Origin of the sequence: Acinetobacter sp. BIGb0102 (assembly GCF_003815055.1) — a bacterium.
GTDB classification, from domain to species: domain Bacteria; phylum Pseudomonadota; class Gammaproteobacteria; order Pseudomonadales; family Moraxellaceae; genus Acinetobacter; species Acinetobacter vivianii.
This window is the reverse complement of sequence record NZ_RKQE01000016.1, coordinates 61,687-79,722: the sequence shown is the minus strand read 5'-3', so window position 1 is coordinate 79,722 and position 18,036 is coordinate 61,687. Positions and strand designations below refer to the sequence as shown.

Below are 18,036 nucleotides of genomic sequence, written 5' to 3'. Positions count from 1 at the left end.
GTGATTGCTGTTATTTACCGAATTTCGCTTAAACAAACAACAGCTGAGCAGTCATTTTTTATGATTTTTTGATTAAAACATTGGCGAAATAAGAAGCATTGCTAATGGTTACAAAAAATCAAACAAATGATTTTCAATAGAATTATCTCTTTTTAATGTGACAAATGATATGCAAAGGCTTATTTTATTTACATAAATTCAGTCAATTCGAACTGTAAATGCGTATGTTTCTCATTTTAATTTTATAAAAATCATAAGCTTACACATATTTGTTTTTGCAATTCTGTTCTAACTTGACCATAATATTGTCATTCGATAGGAGTAAGTATTATGCGTGGCAATCCAGAAGTCATCGACTATTTAAATATGCTCATTGGCGGTGAATTGGCTGCTCGTGATCAATATTTAATTCATTCAAGAATGTACGAAGATTGGGGGCTAAACAAGATCTATGAGCGTATCGACCATGAAATGCAAGAAGAAGCATCTCATGCTGACGCAATCATTCGTCGTGTTTTGTTCCTTGGTGCTCAACCGAATATGAATCGTGAAGATATCAATGTCGGTACAGATGTTGTGAGTTGCTTAAAGGCCGATTTAGCACTTGAATATCATGTACGTGAAAAACTTGCGATTGGTATCAAACTGTGTGAAGAGAAAGGCGACTTTATCAGCCGTGATATGTTACGCCAGCAACTTTCTGACACAGAAGAAGATCATACGTATTGGTTAGAAAAGCAATTACGTTTAATTGAATTGATTGGTCTACAAAATTATATTCAATCACAAATCTAATCAATTACTGTCTATGCAGTAATTAAAAAGGGAGCTTTCAATAAAGTTCCCTTTTTTATTTTGGTCTAGAAAAAATGCTGAAATGAAGGTTTAGAATTTTTTACTATAGTTCACAAATAGGCGATCTTCACCAAAGTCATTGCCATGTTTTACATCATAATCAATACGGATGTATTGTAGCGAAACACCTTTAAGATAAGGCTGTTGCAATGCATAGTTGAGAATGATATTGGACTCAGATTCATGATTTTTCTCACCATTGGCAGCTTTAAAATCATGACCATAGACATATTTCACCATTGCATTTAGGCCTGGTACATAATCTTTAAAATCATAGCCATACATCAGGTGATAAGACTTTTCATTCTTTTTAAAGAAGCCCGTCGCATTCCAGTTAATAAAATAGGTTTCAGGCAGAAAACCATCAGGTAACGGATAGGCTGACTCACCAATAATTTGCTGATACCCCATACCAAAAGACTGATTGTTCACTTTCAGCATTTCAAGCAAACCAATATTTTGAGCATCGATATCGAAGTTAGCACCATCATTTTTGGCATTAAAATATTTAAACTTTGAACTGAGACTAAAATTAGGCTGTTTCCACTGATGTTCTAATCCAACATAATGCTTGTTGTATAAGTCTTCTAAATTGCCAAAATAGTATTCTGCCTTCAATGATGGTGTGAGTTGATAACGCAAATCTAGATAATTTAGACCATCCGAGTAAACGGTTTTGCCATTCGCGGTAAAGGAGAACTTTTTAAAATCTTCTTCATTGCGGGGTGACACTTTGGTCACTCGACCAATTTCGGCATAGAGCTGATCAGAAATTTGCGATTTTAAATTTGTCCCCCAATAAGAGGTGAGTAACTGGCGACTGGCATCCACCGCAGTTACAGGTAAGTCTAGCCAGAGTTCGCCCACACTTAATAAGGTTTTGTCATAACCCAGTTTCAGGGTCGCGCCATATTTTAAATAGTCGGATGCCTGTGATTGTGTCTGAGTGTCAAAGGGCAGGACTGTATCAGCGACATGTTTATCTTTACTTAAGCGCACTGCATATTGCACCGAAGCATCTGCACCAATGGTGATCGGCTTATCTGCGATCTGTAGTGGTGTCTCCTGCATTTTGGATTTATAAAATAAGGAGGCTGCTTGGGACCAACTGCCAGTATCTTTGAGATTTGGATTGTCAAAGTCTCGATTGATATAGGCATTCTTCAGGGTAAACTTCCATTCATCTTGAGTAGTTTGAGTCGATTCTGCGGCAGCGAGTAGCGGGCTGTAAAAGCTCCCCATTACAAGCAGTGTAGAGACCGTTAAGCCATGTGGTTTAAAGCGTGGTAATAAAGTCATAATCCATATCCAACGTTGGTGCGCCAGTCCTCGGCGCACTTATTTTTATTGCTGAGTCAGTGAAGCTTGTGTATTAAAGTTCGGTGCAGATTGTGCTGCCACTGAGGCTTTTAAATTGACCATAAAGATGGCAAGTGCAGCGATAATGCCCGGGATGGCAATCGCGAGAAAGTTCATTTGGTGAGGCAGTTCAAAGGTAAGCAAGGCACCCGTTAAGACAGGGCCAATGATGGCACCAATTCGTCCAATGCCTGAAGCCCAGCCCATACCTGTTGAGCGTAATGCAGTCGGGTAGAATTGAGCGACAAAAGTATAGAGTAGAATTTGTGAGCCAATGGTTGCTGCACCTGCGATCGCAATTAAGCTATATAAAATAAATTGTGGACTATTAAAACCAAGCAAGATCAGGGCAGCCGCGCCAATCACGAACATACTGGTAATTACAGGTTTTAAATGGAATTTATCTGCCAGTGCACCGCCACCAATTGCGCCCACCATGCCTCCAATATTCAGTGCGAATAGGAATAACATGCTGGCACCCAAAGAATAGCCTGCTTGTAACATCAGTTTTGGTAACCAGCTTCCCAATGCATAAACCATCAATAAACACATAAAGAAGGCAATCCAAAACATGAAAGTACTAAATGTACGCCCTTGCTGGAACAGTGCACGGACAGGGGCTTCCGTGGTGGTGCTTTCATTTAGGATCAGTTGGGTGTTGCTGGTTAATTCAGTTTCAGGTGCAATTTTAGTGACGATCATTTTGGCTTGATCGTGATGATTCGATTTCACTAAAAATGCCAGAGATTCAGGCAGGAATTTCCAGATCACAGGTAACAATAACAGGGGAATGCCTGCAATTAAAAACATGATTTGCCAGCCCATATCTTTGACCAACCATGCACCCAGTAAGGCAGAGCTCATACCGCCAATGGCATAGCCACTAAACATTAATGCAACCAAAGTGCTGCGGATTTTCTTAGGCGCATATTCGGTCATCAGAGCCACGACATTCGGCATCACACCACCAATGCCTAAGCCTGCAATAAAACGTAAAATTGCAAATTCAACTGGATTACTGGCAAAAGCACCGAGGAAGGTAAATCCACTAAATAAGGTGACACAGACCATAATCGTTTTCTTACGGCCCAGTTTGTCTGAGAGCGTGCCAAAAATCATGGCGCCAAACATCATCCCGAATAAGGCTGCGCTGGCAAGCAATCCAGCTTGCACGGCAGTCAGTGACCATTGCTGCATCAGTAAGGGCAGTGCCACACCATAAATCACCAGATCATATCCATCAAAAATAATAATGATTAAACACCAAATTAAGACTTTCCAATGAAAAGCCGCAAAACGGGCTTTATCAATAATGTCATTAATATTGACCTTGTTTGTGTCCATTGCTTCACCTCCGATTTGTGAAGTACAGGTTATTTTTTATTAAGCTATTTTGTTATTGGGTCGGAGTCAAAAACCTAATTGATATATCTTTATGTCATTAAAGTATTGTGATTTTTATTACCTAAATAATTGAAATATATTTGATTTGTTTTTTGTTTTTTATGCTGGGATATAAAATGGTGAATTGGTGTTAAATATTAAAATACGAGAATATTGGTCATTTTAAAGTGGTGTTTTTAGATTTTTTTGGATGAATAATCATTAATGAATAAATAATGTTTTTATTCAATGATCGGGTTATTTTATCAAGCGTTAAAATACTGGATGAAATTCGTTTTATCTTCGGATTAATTATTTTTGAGTTTTGCTTTTTAAATGCAAAAATCCAGAAAACGTCTAAGCTGAGTTTTCTGGAAAAATAGAGCGTAAGAAGTGTAATTTAGTTGTTAAGTCGAAGCTGCATGCTTGGTTGGTGTGAGAATAAGATGAGCAATAACGCCAATACAGATCCCCCAAAATACCGAACTTAAGCCTAGAAAATGCATCCCAGAAGCGGTAGCGAGAAAGGTAATCAGTGCAGCATCGCGGTGTTGAAGATTCTGCATCGCAGCCGTGATATTGGTAGCAATCGCTCCTAACAAGGCTAAGCCTGCCAAAGCCGCAACCAGTTCTTTTGGTAATAAACTAAACAGCATGACAATACTGCCAGCAAACAGTCCGCCAAGAATATAAAAAATCCCATTGGCGATCCCTGCGATATAACGCTTTTCTTTGAGTTCATGTGCATCTTTGCCCATGCACAAGGCCGCGGTAATCGAGGCGAGGACGATGGTAATACCGCCAACACAGGCAACCGCTAAAGAGGCAATACTGGTTGCACTGATAATGGGTTTGGCTGGCGTGTCATAACCACTCAGTTTCATGATCGCCATACCCGGTAAAAACTGACCTGTCAGGCTGACCAGAATCAAGGGGAGTGCCAGATTTAAGGTAGAGTTCCATGACCATTCTGGGCTGATCCATTGTGGAACTGCCAGATTAAAACTCACTTCAACAGGATTCATTTTTCCCAAAAATAAACTGAGTAAGATTCCGGCTGCCAATACCCAGATCATGGTATAGCGAGGCATCAGCCGTTTTGCAATCAGAAATACCATCAGCATGCTAAACACAATCAAAGGCATGCTATCTGATGCCGTAAATAGATTGATCCCGAATTGGAACAGGATACCTGCCATCATTCCCGCAGCAACATCTTGAGGAATCCATTTCAGTAGTTTGTCGAAACAGCCTGTAATCCCAATCAGAAAAATCACAATTGCAGAAGTGATATAGGCCGCGACTGCTTCATTCAATGAAATGTCAGGAAATAACGTGACTAATAACGCCGTCCCCGGTGCAGACCATGCGGTAATGACAGGTGTTTTATATTTTATTGAGAGATAAATCCCCGCAACTGCCGCACCGATGGAAATGCCCCAAATCCATGACACCATCATGTTTGTAGAAACATTGGCGCGTTGCGCTGCCTGAAAGAAAATGATCAGTGGGCCAGAATAAGAAATTAGCACGGCAAGAAAGCCTGCAACCGTAGCTGAAATAGACCAATCTTGTTTTAATGTTTTGAGTAAAGTTGTCATTCGGTGATGGCCTCCTTGCACATCTGAAACGAAAAAGATCAGGACTAACCCTGATCTCCACCTCCCACTGGGATGACGCTGCCAGTGATATAAGATGCATCATCAGATGCAAGAAAAACAATGGCTTTGACCTGTTCCTCAATACTGCCATAACGTCCCATAAAAGTACGGTCTATGGTTTGATCGACGACCTGCTGCATCCAGTCTTTTTCGTTTTGACTGAGTGGATTGCTATTGCGTGGCACTTTGCGAGGTGGTGCCTCAGTTCCACCTGTGGCAATCGCATTGACGCGAATCCCGTCTTGGGCATGTTCAAATGCCAGCGACGCCGTCAGTGCATTAACTCCACCTTTGGCTGCTGAGTAGGGAATACGGTTAATCCCGCGAGTCGCAATTGAGGAAACATTTACAATCACACCCGCCTGTTGCTTGATCATTTCGGGTAATACGGCTCGACAACACCAAAGTGTTGGAAATAGCGAGCGATTCACTTCCTTGATAATTTCCTCTTCCGAAAACTCCTGAAAAGGTTTCATCCAGATTGCGCCACCGACATTATTGATCAATACATCGACTCGATCAAAATGTTCAATCGCTTTTGCTACAACTGCTTGTGCACCTGCAAAGCTTTCAAGATCGGCTTGAATGGTGATGGCATCAGCACCCACTGCTTTTACTTCAGCCAATACCTCTTCGACATAATCAGAACGATCTGCCAGAATCAGTTGCGCACCTTCGGCAGCCAGTTGTAGTGCAACTCCACGGCCAATGCCTTGAGCACTGCCAGTCACAATCACCACTTTATGCTTAAATCTTTGTGCTTGAGACATACATAATTCTCCAGTAACCATCAATTCGCAGAGAACTTTTCGAACAGGAAATTGGCAGGTTTGATGTGTTCTGCATCTAACCAGCTGCGTACTGCTTCGACCATTGGCACAGGACCACACAGATAAATATCGACATCACCCTTGTTCAGCCATTCAGTCTCAATATGTCCTGTGACATAGCCTTTACGCGCATGTTGACTATCAGGATGTGCAACGACAGTTCGATATTCAAACCACGGAAATTTCGCTTGTAATTCTGCTAGTTTTTCCAAAGCCACCAGATCACAATCGTTGGTCACGCCAAACACTAAACGCACAGGTTGGTTAGAACCTTTTTCTTCCAGTACCTGCAGCATCGACATAAAGGGAGCGATGCCCGTACCGCCTGCCAGCATCAGTACAGGACGAGTGACATTACGGAGATAGAAGCTACCGAATGGCCCTGTAAAGGTCATCTTGTCGCCAGCTTGTGCGGTTTTACTCAAGAAGTCGCTCATTTTGCCATTTGGGACATTACGAACCACAAAGCCTGTTAAACGATTGCCAGGCTTGGAACTAAATGAATATGAACGGGTTTCGCCTGTTGCTGGAATGCCAACATTGACATATTGTCCTGCAAGGAAATGGATATCAGGCTGGCCTTCATCCAGTTGAATATCAAATGTAATGGTGGAATCAGATAGATTTTCAACGCGGGCCAATGTGCCTTGAAAACTATGAATTTCAGTTTTACAGACGTCAGATGATGCCTGAATCTGGAATACTGCATCTGAGCTTGGGCGACATTGGCACGCCAGAATATAACCTTGTTCCGCTTCTTCAGGCGTCAAGGCATCTTCAATATATGTTTCTTCTGGCATGTCGTAACTGCCAGATTCGCAGAAGGCACGACAGGTACCGCAAGCACCGTCACGACAGTCCAGAGGAATATTAATTTTTTGGCGATAAGCTGCATCGGACAGGGTTTCACCTTGCGCAACACTAATAAAACGTGTCACACCATCTTCAAATTGAAGTGCTACATTGTGGTTTGACATGAGAGATCCTACAAAAATAATTTAAATTTGGGACCTCAGCCAAGAGTCTGTTTGACTGAGGAGACTTATTCTTTTAGAGGTGATAGATATCAATCACTTGATTGATATAATCATTTTTAAGCACCACATATTTGCTCAGGATTTTTGCTTCCTCACCCGAACAATCAATCACATAACGTGACATGCCAAAGTAGCTATAGGTAGTTTTATAGCGGAAGCTCAAGGTATTCCAATTGAAGCGAACCGTGAGTTTATCTCCGTCGCGCGCTACGATTTCAACGTTGGCAATATTGTGGCAAGTACGGGTATCAGGCATGGTGGCAGAGGAGCGTTCAGTTTTGATACGGAATACGCGGTCTTCCAAACCTTGACGATCTGGGTAATAAATCAGTGAGATTTCTGATTGTGGATCCTCAGTGAGTTGATCATTGTCATCCCACGCTGGCATCCAGAAACTGGCTTCTGGGGCATAGCAATTCAGCCAGTCATCCCATTGTTCATCATCTAAAAAACGTGCTTCGCGGTAGAGAAACTGGGCAATATTTTCCAAGCTGTTTTTGTCTTGATTGCTCATGCGTTTTCTCCTTGAGCTGCGATTTCCTTCTCTGCGACAATGGCGTGTTTCATGGTATGCAGCCAGTATTGATGTTGCGCCAGATACAAGCCTTCATCTTCGGTTTTGATTCCGCTCAACATCGGTTTGAGACCAATTTCATTGGCTGCATCATCAGGGCCATAAATCCAGTGTTTTGAACCGCGGCACATGTCATTCCATTCCAGCGCGATGCCTGCATAACCTGCCTGACAGGCACGGAATTCTTCCAGATCATCGGGTGTGGCCATACCTGAGGCATTAAAGAAATCTTCATACTGGCGAATACGACGTGCGCGTGCTTCTGGAGCTTCACCTTTCGGTGCGATACAGTAAATCGTCACTTCAGTGCGATCGACTGAAATAGGACGTAACACACGAATTTGCGAACCGAATTGATCCATCAAATACACGTTTGGATAAAGACATAGGTTGCGCGAACGTTCGATCATCCATTTCGACATCGCTGCACCGTATTTCTCGGTATATTCGTCTGCCTTCGGAAAGTTCGGACGATCTTCAGGATTGGCCCATTGCGTCCATAGCAGCATGTGGCCATTTTCAAAACCATAAGAACCACCACCTTGTTTACCCCAAGACCCAGCACTCATGGCACGAATGTTATCCGCAGCTTGTGTCTCTTTGCGGTGTTGCGTGGTTGCGGCATAGTTCCAGTGCACTGCTGAAACGTGGTAACCATCAGCACCATTTTCAGCGGTCAGCTTCCAGTTACCTTCATAGGTATAAGACGATGTACCACGCAGAACTTCTAGGCCATGTTCAGATTGATCAACAATCATGTCGATAATTTTGCTGGTTTCACCTAAAAATGCTTCAAGTGATGGCACATCTGGATTGAGGCTGCCAAATAAGAAGCCTTTGTAATTCTCAAAACGCGCAACTTTTTTCAGATCATGTGAACCATCTTGGTTGAAGCAATCCGAATAACCTGCCTCGCTTGGGTCTTTAACTTTGAGTAATTTGCCTGAGTTATTGAAGGTCCAACCGTGGAAAGGGCAGGTATAGGTTGCCTTGTTTCCACGTTTATGACGACACAATTGTGCGCCGCGGTGTGAACAGGCATTGATCATGGCATTCAGTTCGCCATTACGATTGCGGGCAATAATGATCGGTTGACGACCAATATGGGTGGTGTAGAAATCGTTGTTATTGGGAATCTGGCTTTCGTGCGCAAGATAAACCCAATTGCCTTCGAAGATGTATTTCATTTCAAGATCAAATAAGGCTTGATCGGTAAACACTGAACGATGAAGTTTAAATTCACCTGTGTCGATATTGTCTACAAGTAGCTCATCAATACGGTCAAGGTGGCTGGTATTGATTACAGGAATACGTGGCATGTCCGTTCTCCGACTTTCCAAATCTGGGGAAGTCATCGAGATGCTTTCGAAAGTATCTCGATATCCTAAAGGGTTAAATTCTGTGAGAGTCTTTTCACTTGAACCGATAATGATGAATACGGGGCAGCAATCTCAGCGGGGCGATTCATATTTCATCGGTTTATCTCTTGTCTATACCTTAAAAGAATGAGTAAACTCTGTCTAAGACTGAATTTATATTTTTATATATCTTAAAGGTATGGAAACCGCATGGAATTACGTCATTTACGGTATTTTGTTGCCGTTGTTGAAGAACAAAGCTTCACCAAGGCAGCAGAAAAATTATTTATTGCTCAACCGCCTTTGAGCCGACAGATCCAGAATCTGGAAGGTGAGCTGGGTATTCAATTATTTGAGCGTGGAAGCCGACCATTACAGACCACACCTGCTGGGCATTTCTTTTATCAGCACGCCGTTAAACTTTTGTCTAATGCTGAAGAAATTAAGAGTATGGCGAAACGCATTGGACTGATCGATCGCAGTGTCACGATTGGTTTTGTGGGATCGTTACTGTATGGATTGTTACCCCGAATCATCTATTTGTTTCGGCAGCAACAACCGCATTTAAATATTCAACTGGTGGAAATGAGCACCACGGAGCAGTTGCAAGCTTTAAAAGAAGGTCGAATTGATGTGGGCTTTGGACGTCTGCGGATTAGTGATCCAGCAGTCAGACGGATTCTGTTGCGTAAAGAGCGCTTGGTTGTGGCAGCACATACCAGCCATCCGATTGCGCAGCGGACGGAAGGGGTTTATCTGGCTGATCTGATTGATGAAAAGATGTTTATGTATCCTACCTCTCCAAAGCCTAATTTTTCGACTCAACTGCTGAATATCTTTGCCGAGCATAGTTTGGTGCCGAAAAATATGCATGAAGTGCGTGAAATCCAGCTGGCCTTAGGTCTGGTGGCAGCGGGTGAAGGCTTGTGTGTGATTCCTGCCAGTGCCGATACCATTCGTTTTCCCCATTTGAATTATATTCCGATTCTGGATAATGGCGCGGTCAGCCCAATTTTTCTGACTGCACGGGCAATGGATCGTAGCGAAGACTTACAGCTGTTATTTGATTGTGTTTATCAGGTCTATGATCTGGAAGGGATTCCATATCAACGGACTGTATTTACACTTGATCAAAATCCCATTGATGATTCGGTTGGGATTGATTTTTAAACGCGTATAAAAATGCCTAGTCTTTAAAAAAACTAGGCAGATGATCAATTCAGAAATTGACTCAAGATCTTTGAAGCAATTATTTGCTTTGTAATGTTTTTAAATCTTTTAATACCTGTTCAGCATGAGTTTGCGTATTGACGCTGGTGTAGTGATACATCACCGCACCTTGAGGATTGATTAAAAAGCTTTCTCGCTTGGCAATCTTGGTAATCCCCAAGTTTCGAACAATACCAAATTTAGTTGCAAGTTCGCCTTTATCATCTGCAAGAATTGGGAACGGTAAACCAAGTTTCTCTGAGAATTTTTGATGTGATGCGACATCATCCAGACTGACACCCAGTACTACAGCATTTGATTTTGAAAATTGTGGATACAGTGATTTAAACTGATTGGCCTCCTGCGTACAGCCTGCTGTATTATCTTTAGGATAGAAATACAGCACCACCCATTTGCCTTTATATTGATTCAAGGTATGCCATTTGCCACTTTGATCTTGCAGTTTAAAGTCAGGAGCTGATTGTCCAACCCATTCTTTTTGAGCAGTATCCTGCTTTGAAAATAAAGTGCTTTGTGCGTTGCTTAGACTTGGCGTACTTAATAAAAAAAGTGAACTGCATACAACGAGAACTTTGGACTTTATCGTATTCATTGTGTTGATCTCAAAGTGTAATAGCATCTACTTTAGCAAATTTAGAAATTGAATGTGTTAGAAAATTCTTTACAGAATTTTGATCTGCTTTATACATTGAAATCGAATGATTATTTAAAAAGAAAAGGAAAATCAATGGATGTTGGTGCGGTTATCATTAAATTAAAAACAAATACGCAGGCAGAGGTCGAGGCTTGGCAGCAAGAAATTGAAAAACGCAAAGCAGAAGCAATTCAAACGCTTCAAGCTGAAGGTGTGAAAGTGGAATCGTGGTTTCAACTTGAGTTGAATGGAGAACATTATTTACTTGCCTATACGCGAGCTAAAGATATTGCTCAGGCGCAACAGGTCGCGAAAAATAGTTCATTTGAAGTTGATAAATATCATCAGCAATTTAAACAGCATTGGGAACAAGTCATTCCAACAAGATTATTGATCGATTTGGAAAATAATGATGAGAAAGAAACAGGTTATACTTCGGAGCAAGTTTGAATAATTAGGCAACAGTGTGGAACAAAAGATTTTACTGATTACAGGATGGGGCGGTGGTGCCGAATTATTAAAACCGTTACATGAGGCTTTAGAGAAACAAGGACATGTGGTTGAGCGAATCAATATCTTTAATGCGCTGGATGATGACATGTTGCAACAGCATGTCGAACTTGCAGTGAAATTTGATGTGATTATCGGATGGTCGCTTGGTGGACAACTAGCAACAATCTTGGTCAATCAAATACAACAACAATATACTCAACAGAAAGTTTTAATCACTTTAGCTTCAAATCCCTGTTTTGTTGTTCAATCGGATTGGTCGGCAGCAATGCCTGTAGACACCTTTATGCAGTTTAAGCAGTCATTTGAACAGGATGCGATTACTACGCTAAAACGATTTGGCTTATTGGTGTGTCAAGGCGCAAGTTCGGCAAAAAAAGATTTCTTGACCATGCAAAAATTGATTCGTCCGCAACCGATTGCATCGCTTCGGGATGGGTTGCAGTTGCTGGAGCAATTAAATCTGGTTGAAATGTATAAAAATAATCAGGGTGGGCAGTTGCATGTGTTTGCTGAGCATGATGCTTTAGTTCCTTACCAAGTTGTGTGTAATCTTGATAATTTGTCTGCAAAGAATTTATCTATTGTTTCTGTTGAAGGGGCTTCACACGGTTTTCCATGCTTTATGGTTGAGCAGACTGTGCAAATAATTGAGGATTTTCTGAATGAGAAGGTTTAATCTTGTTTGAATTGAGAGTTCTCGCAATTTATTTTAGATTTTGACAAGTTTAAGATGATGTCTAAAGATTTTATATTTGTTAGGGCGGAGTCGTGCTGAGTTTTAATTTAATTTCTGGATAAGCTTTCAGCTAGACTTACTTTGGTTTCGCCCAAAGTAAGCAAAGGCATTTGTTAAGCTGATGGTACATCCTTGTACCACAGCTTAACAGGCGGCATCCATGCCGCCCCCATGATCGTAGACATTGCCATGAATTTAGTTGGCTTAGGATGAGGAGTAAATAAAGGATGACCGATTTATTTGATTTAGAACATATATGGCATCCTTATACTTCGATGTTAAATCCACTGCCAACTTTTAAAGTCAAACGTGCCTATGGTGCGACCATCGAACTAGAGGATGGAAAAACCTTGATTGATGGCATGTCATCATGGTGGTGTGCGATTCATGGCTATAACCATCCTGAGCTTAACCAAGCGGTTTCAGATCAATTGCAAAAGATGGCGCATATCATGTTCGGTGGTTTGACCCATGAACCTGCGATTGAGTTAGGCAAATTATTATTAAAAATTACCCCGCCAAATTTAGATAAGATTTTCTATGCTGATTCAGGCTCGGTTTCAGTTGAAGTCGCTTTAAAAATGGCAGTTCAATACTGGACAGCACTGAATCAACCAGCCAAAACTAACTTTATTACCACCCGTTCTGGTTATCATGGCGATACATGGAATGCGATGTCGGTGTGTGATCCAGTCACAGGGATGCATCAGATTTTTGGTACAAGTTTACCGAATCGAATTTTTGTCCCTGCGCCACAAAGTCGATTTGATGGAGAATGGGATCCGCAAGATATTCAGGAACTGAAACAGCAGATTGAACAGCATCATCACAGCATTGCTGCACTGATTATTGAGCCGATTGTACAAGGTGCGGGCGGCATGCGTTTTTATCATCCTGAATATTTACGTCAAGCCAAAGCTTTATGTGAGCAATATAATTTATTGTTGATCTTTGATGAGATCGCAACAGGTTTTGGGCGTACAGGCAAAATGTTTGCTTGGGAACATGCGCAAGTTGAACCCGATATTATGTGTATCGGTAAAGGTTTGACTGGTGGCTATATGACATTATCCGCAACATTAACCACCAAGCAGGTAGCTGAAACCATCAGTCGTGGTGAAGCAGGTGTCTTTATGCATGGCCCAACCTTTATGGCGAATCCATTGGCTTGTGCGGTTGCATTAAGAAGTACCCAATTATTGGTAGAGCAAGATTGGCAAGCCAATATTCAACGGATTGAAAAGATTCTGGCTGAACAATTAACCGATTTAGCTCAGCTTGACCATGTTGCAGATGTACGGGTTTTAGGGGCGATTGGGGTGGTTGAATTAACCACAAATGTTGATATGAAAACCTTACAGCAACAGTTTGTGGAACGTGGCATTTGGGTACGACCATTTGGAAAATTGGTCTATGTGATGCCGCCGTATGTGATTAGCGATGATGAACTACACTATTTATTAGCACAGTTGATCGAAGTAGTGAAAAGCATGCAGGGAGTTAATGCCAATGTCCTTGCTTGATCATTATGCCGAGCACCTTGACCAGCTCAAACAACATGGAAATTTTCGTCAATTTACGTCAAATCAACAGCAGGGAAAGTGGATTACCATCCAAGATCGGACCATGTTGAATTTGGCATCCAATGATTATTTGGGCTTGGCCGCAGATTTAAGTTTAAGAGAAGAATTTCTCGATACATTGAAAATCGAACGTGCATTATTTAGTTCATCGTCGTCGCGCTTACTGACTGGTAATTTTGCGGAATATGAACAATTTGAAAATAGCCTAAGCAAAGCATTTGGTCGTGCTGCCTTATTATTCAACAGTGGCTATCACATGAATATCGGTATCTTACCTGCTTTGGCGGATAGTAAAACTGTGATTCTGGCTGATAAATTAGTGCATGCCAGTATGATTGATGGGATTCGGTTATCAACTGCTCAATATGTACGTTACCGACATAATGATTTGCAGCATCTGGAACAATTATTGCAGAAGTATCATCAAGATGAGCAAATTGAACGCATTATTGTGGTGACTGAAAGTATTTTTAGTATGGATGGTGACGAGACTGATTTAGCGGCATTGGCTCAGCTAAAACAACGCTTTGCTAAAACCATGTTGTACGTGGATGAGGCGCATGCCATCGGCGTAAGAGGTGAGCAAGGACTTGGCTGTGCCGCGCAATATGGCGTGCTGAATCAGATTGATTTTCTAGTGGGAACTTTCGGTAAAGCGATTGCGTCGGTGGGTGGTTATCTTATTTGTGATCCAATTATCCGTGACTATCTCATCAATAAAATGCGTCCACTGATTTTTAGTACCGCATTGCCGCCAATTTCGATGGCATGGTCTGATTTTATCTTTAACAAAGTTTTGAACATGCAGAAACAGCGGCAGCACTTGGCTGAAATCAGTCAGTATTTACAGCAGGCAGTGATTGCAAAAGGTTTCTCAAGTCCATCCAGCAGCCATATCATTCCGATTATTGTCGGAGAAAGCCAAGCTGCAATTGAAAAAGCTCGTTATGTGCAGCAACAGGGTTTTTATGCCATGCCAGTACGACCACCAACCGTACCGCAGAATAGTTCACGTTTACGTATCTCGTTGACCTCTATGGTACAAAAAAATGAATTGGAACAATTGGTGGAGTGTTTGTGAGCATCAATAAAGCACTGGTTGCGCAGCGTTTTGCCAAAGCAGGACAAAGCTATGTTGAGCATGCGGTTATACAAAAGCAAATTAGTGCACAGCTATTTGAATATCTCAAAGTTTATTGTCCGCAATATTTAGCTTCTGTACTTGAGATTGGTTGTGGTTCAGGCAATTTAACTCATTTGTTTCAGTCTCATTTTCAAGTTGAGCAACTGTTTTTAAATGACTTGTATGACGATGTTAAGCAGCATTTTTCAAGCGTCGACAAGATTAATTGGTTGATCGGTGATATTGAGCAACTGATTTTACCTCAATCCTTGGATGCTGTAATTTCCAGTTCAGCATTACAGTGGATGATTGATTTACCAGCTTTATTACAACGGATTCATTCTGCATTAAAACCGAATGCCTATTTTTGTTTTTCTAGCTTTGGCCCTGACAATTTAACAGAAATTAAGCAGTTAACAGGACAGGGGTTAAATTATGTCGATTTGGATACTTTGCAACAGCAGCTTGAACAACAAGGTTTTGAAGTGCTGTTCATGTACCAAGATCATAAGCAGTGTTATTTTGATCATCCGAAATCGGTATTGCAGCATTTAAAAGCGACAGGGGTAACGGCAACAGCAAAGTCGCATCGTTGGACCAAGCAATCCTTGCAACAATTTTATTCAGATTTTGAACAGTTTCATGATGAGCAGGGTTTTCGCCTGACTTATCATCCGATTTATGTGATCGCGCGGAGAGCAGCATGAGTGCAGCAATTTATTTTGTCAGTGGTATTGATACTGAGATTGGTAAAACTTATGCCACAGGCTATCTCGCCAAGCTTTGGACAGAACAGGGGCAGCGCGTCATTACCCAGAAGTTGGTGCAAACGGGTAATGTCGATATCTCGGAAGATATCGAAAAACATCGTGAAATTATGGGCAGTGGCTGGTTTCAGGAAGATTATGACAAACTGACCATGCCTGAAATTTTTACGTATCCGGCTTCACCTCATTTAGCGACGCGTTTGGATGGGCGAGATTTAGATTTTGCCAAGATTGAAGCTGCGACTAAAGAACTTGCCCAGCGTTTTGATGTGGTACTGTTGGAAGGGGCCGGTGGTTTAATGGTACCTTTAACCACAGAATTACTGACCATTGATTATATTGTGCAGCATCAATTTCCTGTGATTTTGGTGACTTCTGGTCGTTTAGGCAGTATTAATCATACTTTGCTGAGTTTAGAGGCTTTAAAGCAGCGTGGTTTGAGTTTGCATGCTTTGGTGTATAACTTAAAGGATGAGTCAAAAGATCCGATCATTTCAAAAGATACGGCTGATTATCTAAAAGCTTATTTGGCAAAGCATTTTCCTGATGCTCAATGGATTGAGTTGGAAAAATTCTAATTTAATTCATTAAATTTAGAATCTTATTCAATAGGGGGAACCACAGTGTCTTCCCGAGTTTTCTCAAATGAATACCACATGATCTTACTTTTCAAGGATGAAAAGTAACAAAAATCCTTTGTAGGGCTGACGGTATATCCTTATACCGCAGCCCTACGGGCGGCATCCATGCCGCCGTCACGATAGCTAATAAATTTAAGGTGACTAATAATGAATAAAAAGAAATTTATTTTTATAACACTCTGTCTATCAAGTCTAATCTCGACAACTCATGCTGCTGTACCTAGTGATAAAACTATTATTAGTTGGATCACCAACTTTCAAGATTCAAATGCCAATCCACCTCAAGCCATTCAAATTGATTCCACCGAAGCAGTGAAGTTGATCTCGGGAGAAGAAGCTTATCTATCAGGTGTGAGTTTTGAAAATGCAGGGCGTAACTTTTGGGGAGGTTATGTGCTAACCCGTCCAAAATTAAAGCAGGCGCGAATATTAAAAGCGTTTGGTGGTCAATCAAATAGCTTCACAGTACATTCCACTGTTTATAAAGGTAAACCGATTCAGTTGGTGGAAATTGAAAGTGCAGGTTCAGGTCAGGGGACAGTTGAATCGAGTAAAAGTCTAGTTTATTTAAATCAATGGACGAGTAAGCTGATTGCAGAGCTCGAAGAATCTTCCTATGATGGACGCTATGATGACAAATTAGGTGCAGAGGATTGCCGAACTGGTCGGGATAATTCGGGCTATTTAAATGTTATGCCTTATGCACCTTATGTTGTTCAAACTACAGTTACAGGGAATGCCTGCAATAATAAACCCCAAGGCTATAAAGTCAGCAGCAAGCTGATTCCGATTGTGATCAGTGAAATAAAATAAAAAAAGCCAACAAGCGAACTTGTTAGCGCAGGAGTAAAATCTCATTATTGGAATAATTTCTTGTTTTTATTATCTAGTTATTACTGACGATGCCAATTTTAGTGACATTGGTTTGTTGAGCCAGCGCCATCACCATCGCAATATTTTTATATTCCGCTTGAGCATCAGGTTTAAATTTAATTTGATCCTGATCGGCTTTTTGAGCCACAGATTCGAATAAAACCTTAAGTGCCTGACGGTCAGCCACTGCTTGATCATTCCAGAAAATATGCCCTTGTGCGTCGACACGCAGGTTAATGGTTTCTGGTGGTTTCTGATCCGTTGGCGGCGGTGTACCATTTGGCAAGTTGATGTTAATAGCATTGTTCGGAATCGGGATAGTGATAATGAACATGATCAACAGCACCAACATGACATCAATCAAAGGTGTCATGTTGACGTCGAGCATCACATCTTCTTCATCATTTTTTGAACCCACATTCATACCCATGTGTGATTCCTCCTGTTATGGCGAAGTTGCAGGTGGGGTGGTGACAAATGCAATTTTGCCAATACCCGCTTGCTGAGTCGTACTAATCACCTGATCAATTGCTTCGTAATGGGTTAGTTGATCGCCACGAATATGAACTTCAGGCTGCGGACGTTTTTGCGCTTCAGCCTGCAAACGAGTAAGTAAAGTTTCTTTATTCGTTACATGTTGTTCATTCCAGAAAATATCGCCTGTTTTATTCACTGAGAGCTGGATATTTTGTGGTGTCGTGGCATAAGGTGTATTTTTTTCTTCTGGTAGTTTTACCGGAACCGTATGCGTGACCACTGGAACTGTGATTAAAAAGATAATCAGTAGCACCAGCATGATGTCGACTAGCGGTGTCGTGTTAATCGTTCCGATCACATCATCATCACTTTGATCTGAATTAATCATCATGCCCATAGTGT

At 41.4% G+C, this 18,036-nt stretch carries 19 protein-coding genes; 9 read left to right on the top strand and 10 right to left on the bottom strand.

Annotated elements, in window-relative coordinates; genetic code table 11:
• Positions 1–330: 330 nt before the first annotated feature.
• A complete protein-coding gene (gene ftn, locus EC846_RS16035; RefSeq protein WP_004770842.1) occupies positions 331–795 on the top strand; it encodes a heteropolymeric bacterioferritin subunit Ftn in 465 nt (154 codons plus the stop codon).
• A gap of 90 nt (positions 796–885) precedes the next feature.
• On the opposite strand, the gene EC846_RS16030 is transcribed toward ftn, so the two are convergent.
• From EC846_RS16030 to benA, 7 genes are all read right to left on the bottom strand, one after another.
• A complete protein-coding gene (locus EC846_RS16030; protein WP_123775753.1) occupies positions 886–2,154 on the bottom strand; it encodes an OprD family outer membrane porin in 1,269 nt (422 codons plus the stop codon).
• 45 nt (positions 2,155–2,199) lie between these two features.
• Positions 2,200–3,558, bottom strand: a complete 1,359-nt coding sequence (locus EC846_RS16025; RefSeq protein ID WP_123775752.1) for an aromatic acid/H+ symport family MFS transporter — start codon at positions 3,556–3,558, stop codon at positions 2,200–2,202.
• A gap of 446 nt (positions 3,559–4,004) precedes the next feature.
• Positions 4,005–5,198 carry a benzoate/H(+) symporter BenE gene (benE, locus tag EC846_RS16020; RefSeq protein WP_123775751.1) on the bottom strand — a complete coding sequence of 398 codons (1,194 nt, stop codon included), beginning with the start codon at positions 5,196–5,198 and terminating at the stop codon, positions 4,005–4,007.
• A 44-nt stretch (positions 5,199–5,242) separates the two neighbouring features.
• Positions 5,243–6,028 (bottom strand): benzoate diol dehydrogenase BenD, encoded by a 786-nt coding sequence (gene benD / locus EC846_RS16015; RefSeq protein WP_123775750.1) that lies wholly within the window; start codon positions 6,026–6,028, stop codon positions 5,243–5,245.
• Between the two features lie 20 nt (positions 6,029–6,048).
• Positions 6,049–7,065 (bottom strand): benzoate 1,2-dioxygenase electron transfer component BenC, encoded by a 1,017-nt coding sequence (benC, locus tag EC846_RS16010; RefSeq protein WP_123775749.1) that lies wholly within the window; start codon positions 7,063–7,065, stop codon positions 6,049–6,051.
• A gap of 73 nt (positions 7,066–7,138) precedes the next feature.
• Positions 7,139–7,639: a benzoate 1,2-dioxygenase small subunit gene (gene benB, locus EC846_RS16005; RefSeq protein WP_123775748.1), complete on the bottom strand. Its 501-nt coding sequence runs from the start codon at positions 7,637–7,639 to the stop codon at positions 7,139–7,141.
• A complete protein-coding gene (benA, locus tag EC846_RS16000; RefSeq protein WP_123775747.1) occupies positions 7,636–9,018 on the bottom strand; it encodes a benzoate 1,2-dioxygenase large subunit in 1,383 nt (460 codons plus the stop codon). The genes benB and benA overlap by 4 nt, the downstream gene beginning before the upstream one ends.
• Positions 9,019–9,267: 249 nt before the next feature.
• Between benA and EC846_RS15995 the strand changes: the two genes are divergently transcribed.
• On the top strand, positions 9,268–10,227 hold the full coding sequence (locus EC846_RS15995) for a LysR family transcriptional regulator (protein ID WP_004770853.1): 960 nt from the start codon (positions 9,268–9,270) through the stop codon (positions 10,225–10,227).
• A gap of 79 nt (positions 10,228–10,306) precedes the next feature.
• On the opposite strand, the gene EC846_RS15990 is transcribed toward EC846_RS15995, so the two are convergent.
• Positions 10,307–10,879 (bottom strand): peroxiredoxin, encoded by a 573-nt coding sequence (locus tag EC846_RS15990; protein ID WP_123775746.1) that lies wholly within the window; start codon positions 10,877–10,879, stop codon positions 10,307–10,309.
• 135 nt (positions 10,880–11,014) lie between these two features.
• Between EC846_RS15990 and EC846_RS15985 the strand changes: the two genes are divergently transcribed.
• From EC846_RS15985 to EC846_RS15955, 7 genes are all read left to right on the top strand, one after another.
• Positions 11,015–11,371, top strand: a complete 357-nt coding sequence (locus tag EC846_RS15985; RefSeq protein WP_123775815.1) for a DUF6176 family protein — start codon at positions 11,015–11,017, stop codon at positions 11,369–11,371.
• A 16-nt stretch (positions 11,372–11,387) separates the two neighbouring features.
• Positions 11,388–12,110 (top strand): hydrolase, encoded by a 723-nt coding sequence (locus EC846_RS15980; RefSeq protein WP_123775745.1) that lies wholly within the window; start codon positions 11,388–11,390, stop codon positions 12,108–12,110.
• Positions 12,111–12,397: 287 nt separating this feature from the next.
• Positions 12,398–13,693 carry an adenosylmethionine--8-amino-7-oxononanoate transaminase gene (gene bioA, locus EC846_RS15975; protein ID WP_123775744.1) on the top strand — a complete coding sequence of 432 codons (1,296 nt, stop codon included), beginning with the start codon at positions 12,398–12,400 and terminating at the stop codon, positions 13,691–13,693.
• A complete protein-coding gene (locus tag EC846_RS15970; RefSeq protein WP_123775743.1) occupies positions 13,680–14,834 on the top strand; it encodes an 8-amino-7-oxononanoate synthase in 1,155 nt (384 codons plus the stop codon). The genes bioA and EC846_RS15970 overlap by 14 nt, the downstream gene beginning before the upstream one ends.
• Positions 14,831–15,583 (top strand): malonyl-ACP O-methyltransferase BioC, encoded by a 753-nt coding sequence (gene bioC / locus EC846_RS15965; RefSeq protein ID WP_123775742.1) that lies wholly within the window; start codon positions 14,831–14,833, stop codon positions 15,581–15,583. The genes EC846_RS15970 and bioC overlap by 4 nt, the downstream gene beginning before the upstream one ends.
• Positions 15,580–16,221 (top strand): dethiobiotin synthase, encoded by a 642-nt coding sequence (gene bioD, locus EC846_RS15960; protein WP_123775741.1) that lies wholly within the window; start codon positions 15,580–15,582, stop codon positions 16,219–16,221. Before bioC ends, bioD begins: the two co-directional genes overlap by 4 nt.
• 210 nt (positions 16,222–16,431) lie before the next feature.
• Entirely contained in the window at positions 16,432–17,097 is a 666-nt protein-coding gene (locus tag EC846_RS15955) for a hypothetical protein (protein ID WP_123775740.1), read from the top strand.
• A gap of 73 nt (positions 17,098–17,170) precedes the next feature.
• Here EC846_RS15955 and EC846_RS15950 read toward each other — a convergent pair whose 3' ends face one another.
• Positions 17,171–17,587: an ExbD/TolR family protein gene (locus EC846_RS15950; RefSeq protein WP_123775739.1), complete on the bottom strand. Its 417-nt coding sequence runs from the start codon at positions 17,585–17,587 to the stop codon at positions 17,171–17,173.
• A gap of 15 nt (positions 17,588–17,602) precedes the next feature.
• Entirely contained in the window at positions 17,603–18,031 is a 429-nt protein-coding gene (locus EC846_RS15945) for an ExbD/TolR family protein (protein ID WP_123775738.1), read from the bottom strand.
• Between the last annotated feature and the right edge of the window lie 5 nt (positions 18,032–18,036).

Bases quoted from the DNA above. Each gene is read 5' to 3' on its own strand.
- ftn (WP_004770842.1), top strand. From the start codon at position 331: ATGCGTGGCAATCCAGAAGTCATCGACTATTTAAATATGCTCATTGGC.
- EC846_RS16030 (WP_123775753.1), bottom strand. From the start codon at position 2,154: ATGACTTTATTACCACGCTTTAAACCACATGGCTTAACGGTCTCTACA.
- EC846_RS16025 (WP_123775752.1), bottom strand. From the start codon at position 3,558: ATGGACACAAACAAGGTCAATATTAATGACATTATTGATAAAGCCCGT.
- benE (WP_123775751.1), bottom strand. From the start codon at position 5,198: ATGACAACTTTACTCAAAACATTAAAACAAGATTGGTCTATTTCAGCT.
- benD (WP_123775750.1), bottom strand. From the start codon at position 6,028: ATGTCTCAAGCACAAAGATTTAAGCATAAAGTGGTGATTGTGACTGGC.
- benC (WP_123775749.1), bottom strand. From the start codon at position 7,065: ATGTCAAACCACAATGTAGCACTTCAATTTGAAGATGGTGTGACACGT.
- benB (WP_123775748.1), bottom strand. From the start codon at position 7,639: ATGAGCAATCAAGACAAAAACAGCTTGGAAAATATTGCCCAGTTTCTC.
- benA (WP_123775747.1), bottom strand. From the start codon at position 9,018: ATGCCACGTATTCCTGTAATCAATACCAGCCACCTTGACCGTATTGAT.
- EC846_RS15995 (WP_004770853.1), top strand. From the start codon at position 9,268: ATGGAATTACGTCATTTACGGTATTTTGTTGCCGTTGTTGAAGAACAA.
- EC846_RS15990 (WP_123775746.1), bottom strand. From the start codon at position 10,879: ATGAATACGATAAAGTCCAAAGTTCTCGTTGTATGCAGTTCACTTTTT.
- EC846_RS15985 (WP_123775815.1), top strand. From the start codon at position 11,015: ATGGATGTTGGTGCGGTTATCATTAAATTAAAAACAAATACGCAGGCA.
- bioA (WP_123775744.1), top strand. From the start codon at position 12,398: ATGACCGATTTATTTGATTTAGAACATATATGGCATCCTTATACTTCG.
- EC846_RS15970 (WP_123775743.1), top strand. From the start codon at position 13,680: ATGTCCTTGCTTGATCATTATGCCGAGCACCTTGACCAGCTCAAACAA.
- bioD (WP_123775741.1), top strand. From the start codon at position 15,580: ATGAGTGCAGCAATTTATTTTGTCAGTGGTATTGATACTGAGATTGGT.
- EC846_RS15955 (WP_123775740.1), top strand. From the start codon at position 16,432: ATGAATAAAAAGAAATTTATTTTTATAACACTCTGTCTATCAAGTCTA.
- EC846_RS15950 (WP_123775739.1), bottom strand. From the start codon at position 17,587: ATGGGTATGAATGTGGGTTCAAAAAATGATGAAGAAGATGTGATGCTC.
- EC846_RS15945 (WP_123775738.1), bottom strand. From the start codon at position 18,031: ATGGGCATGATGATTAATTCAGATCAAAGTGATGATGATGTGATCGGA.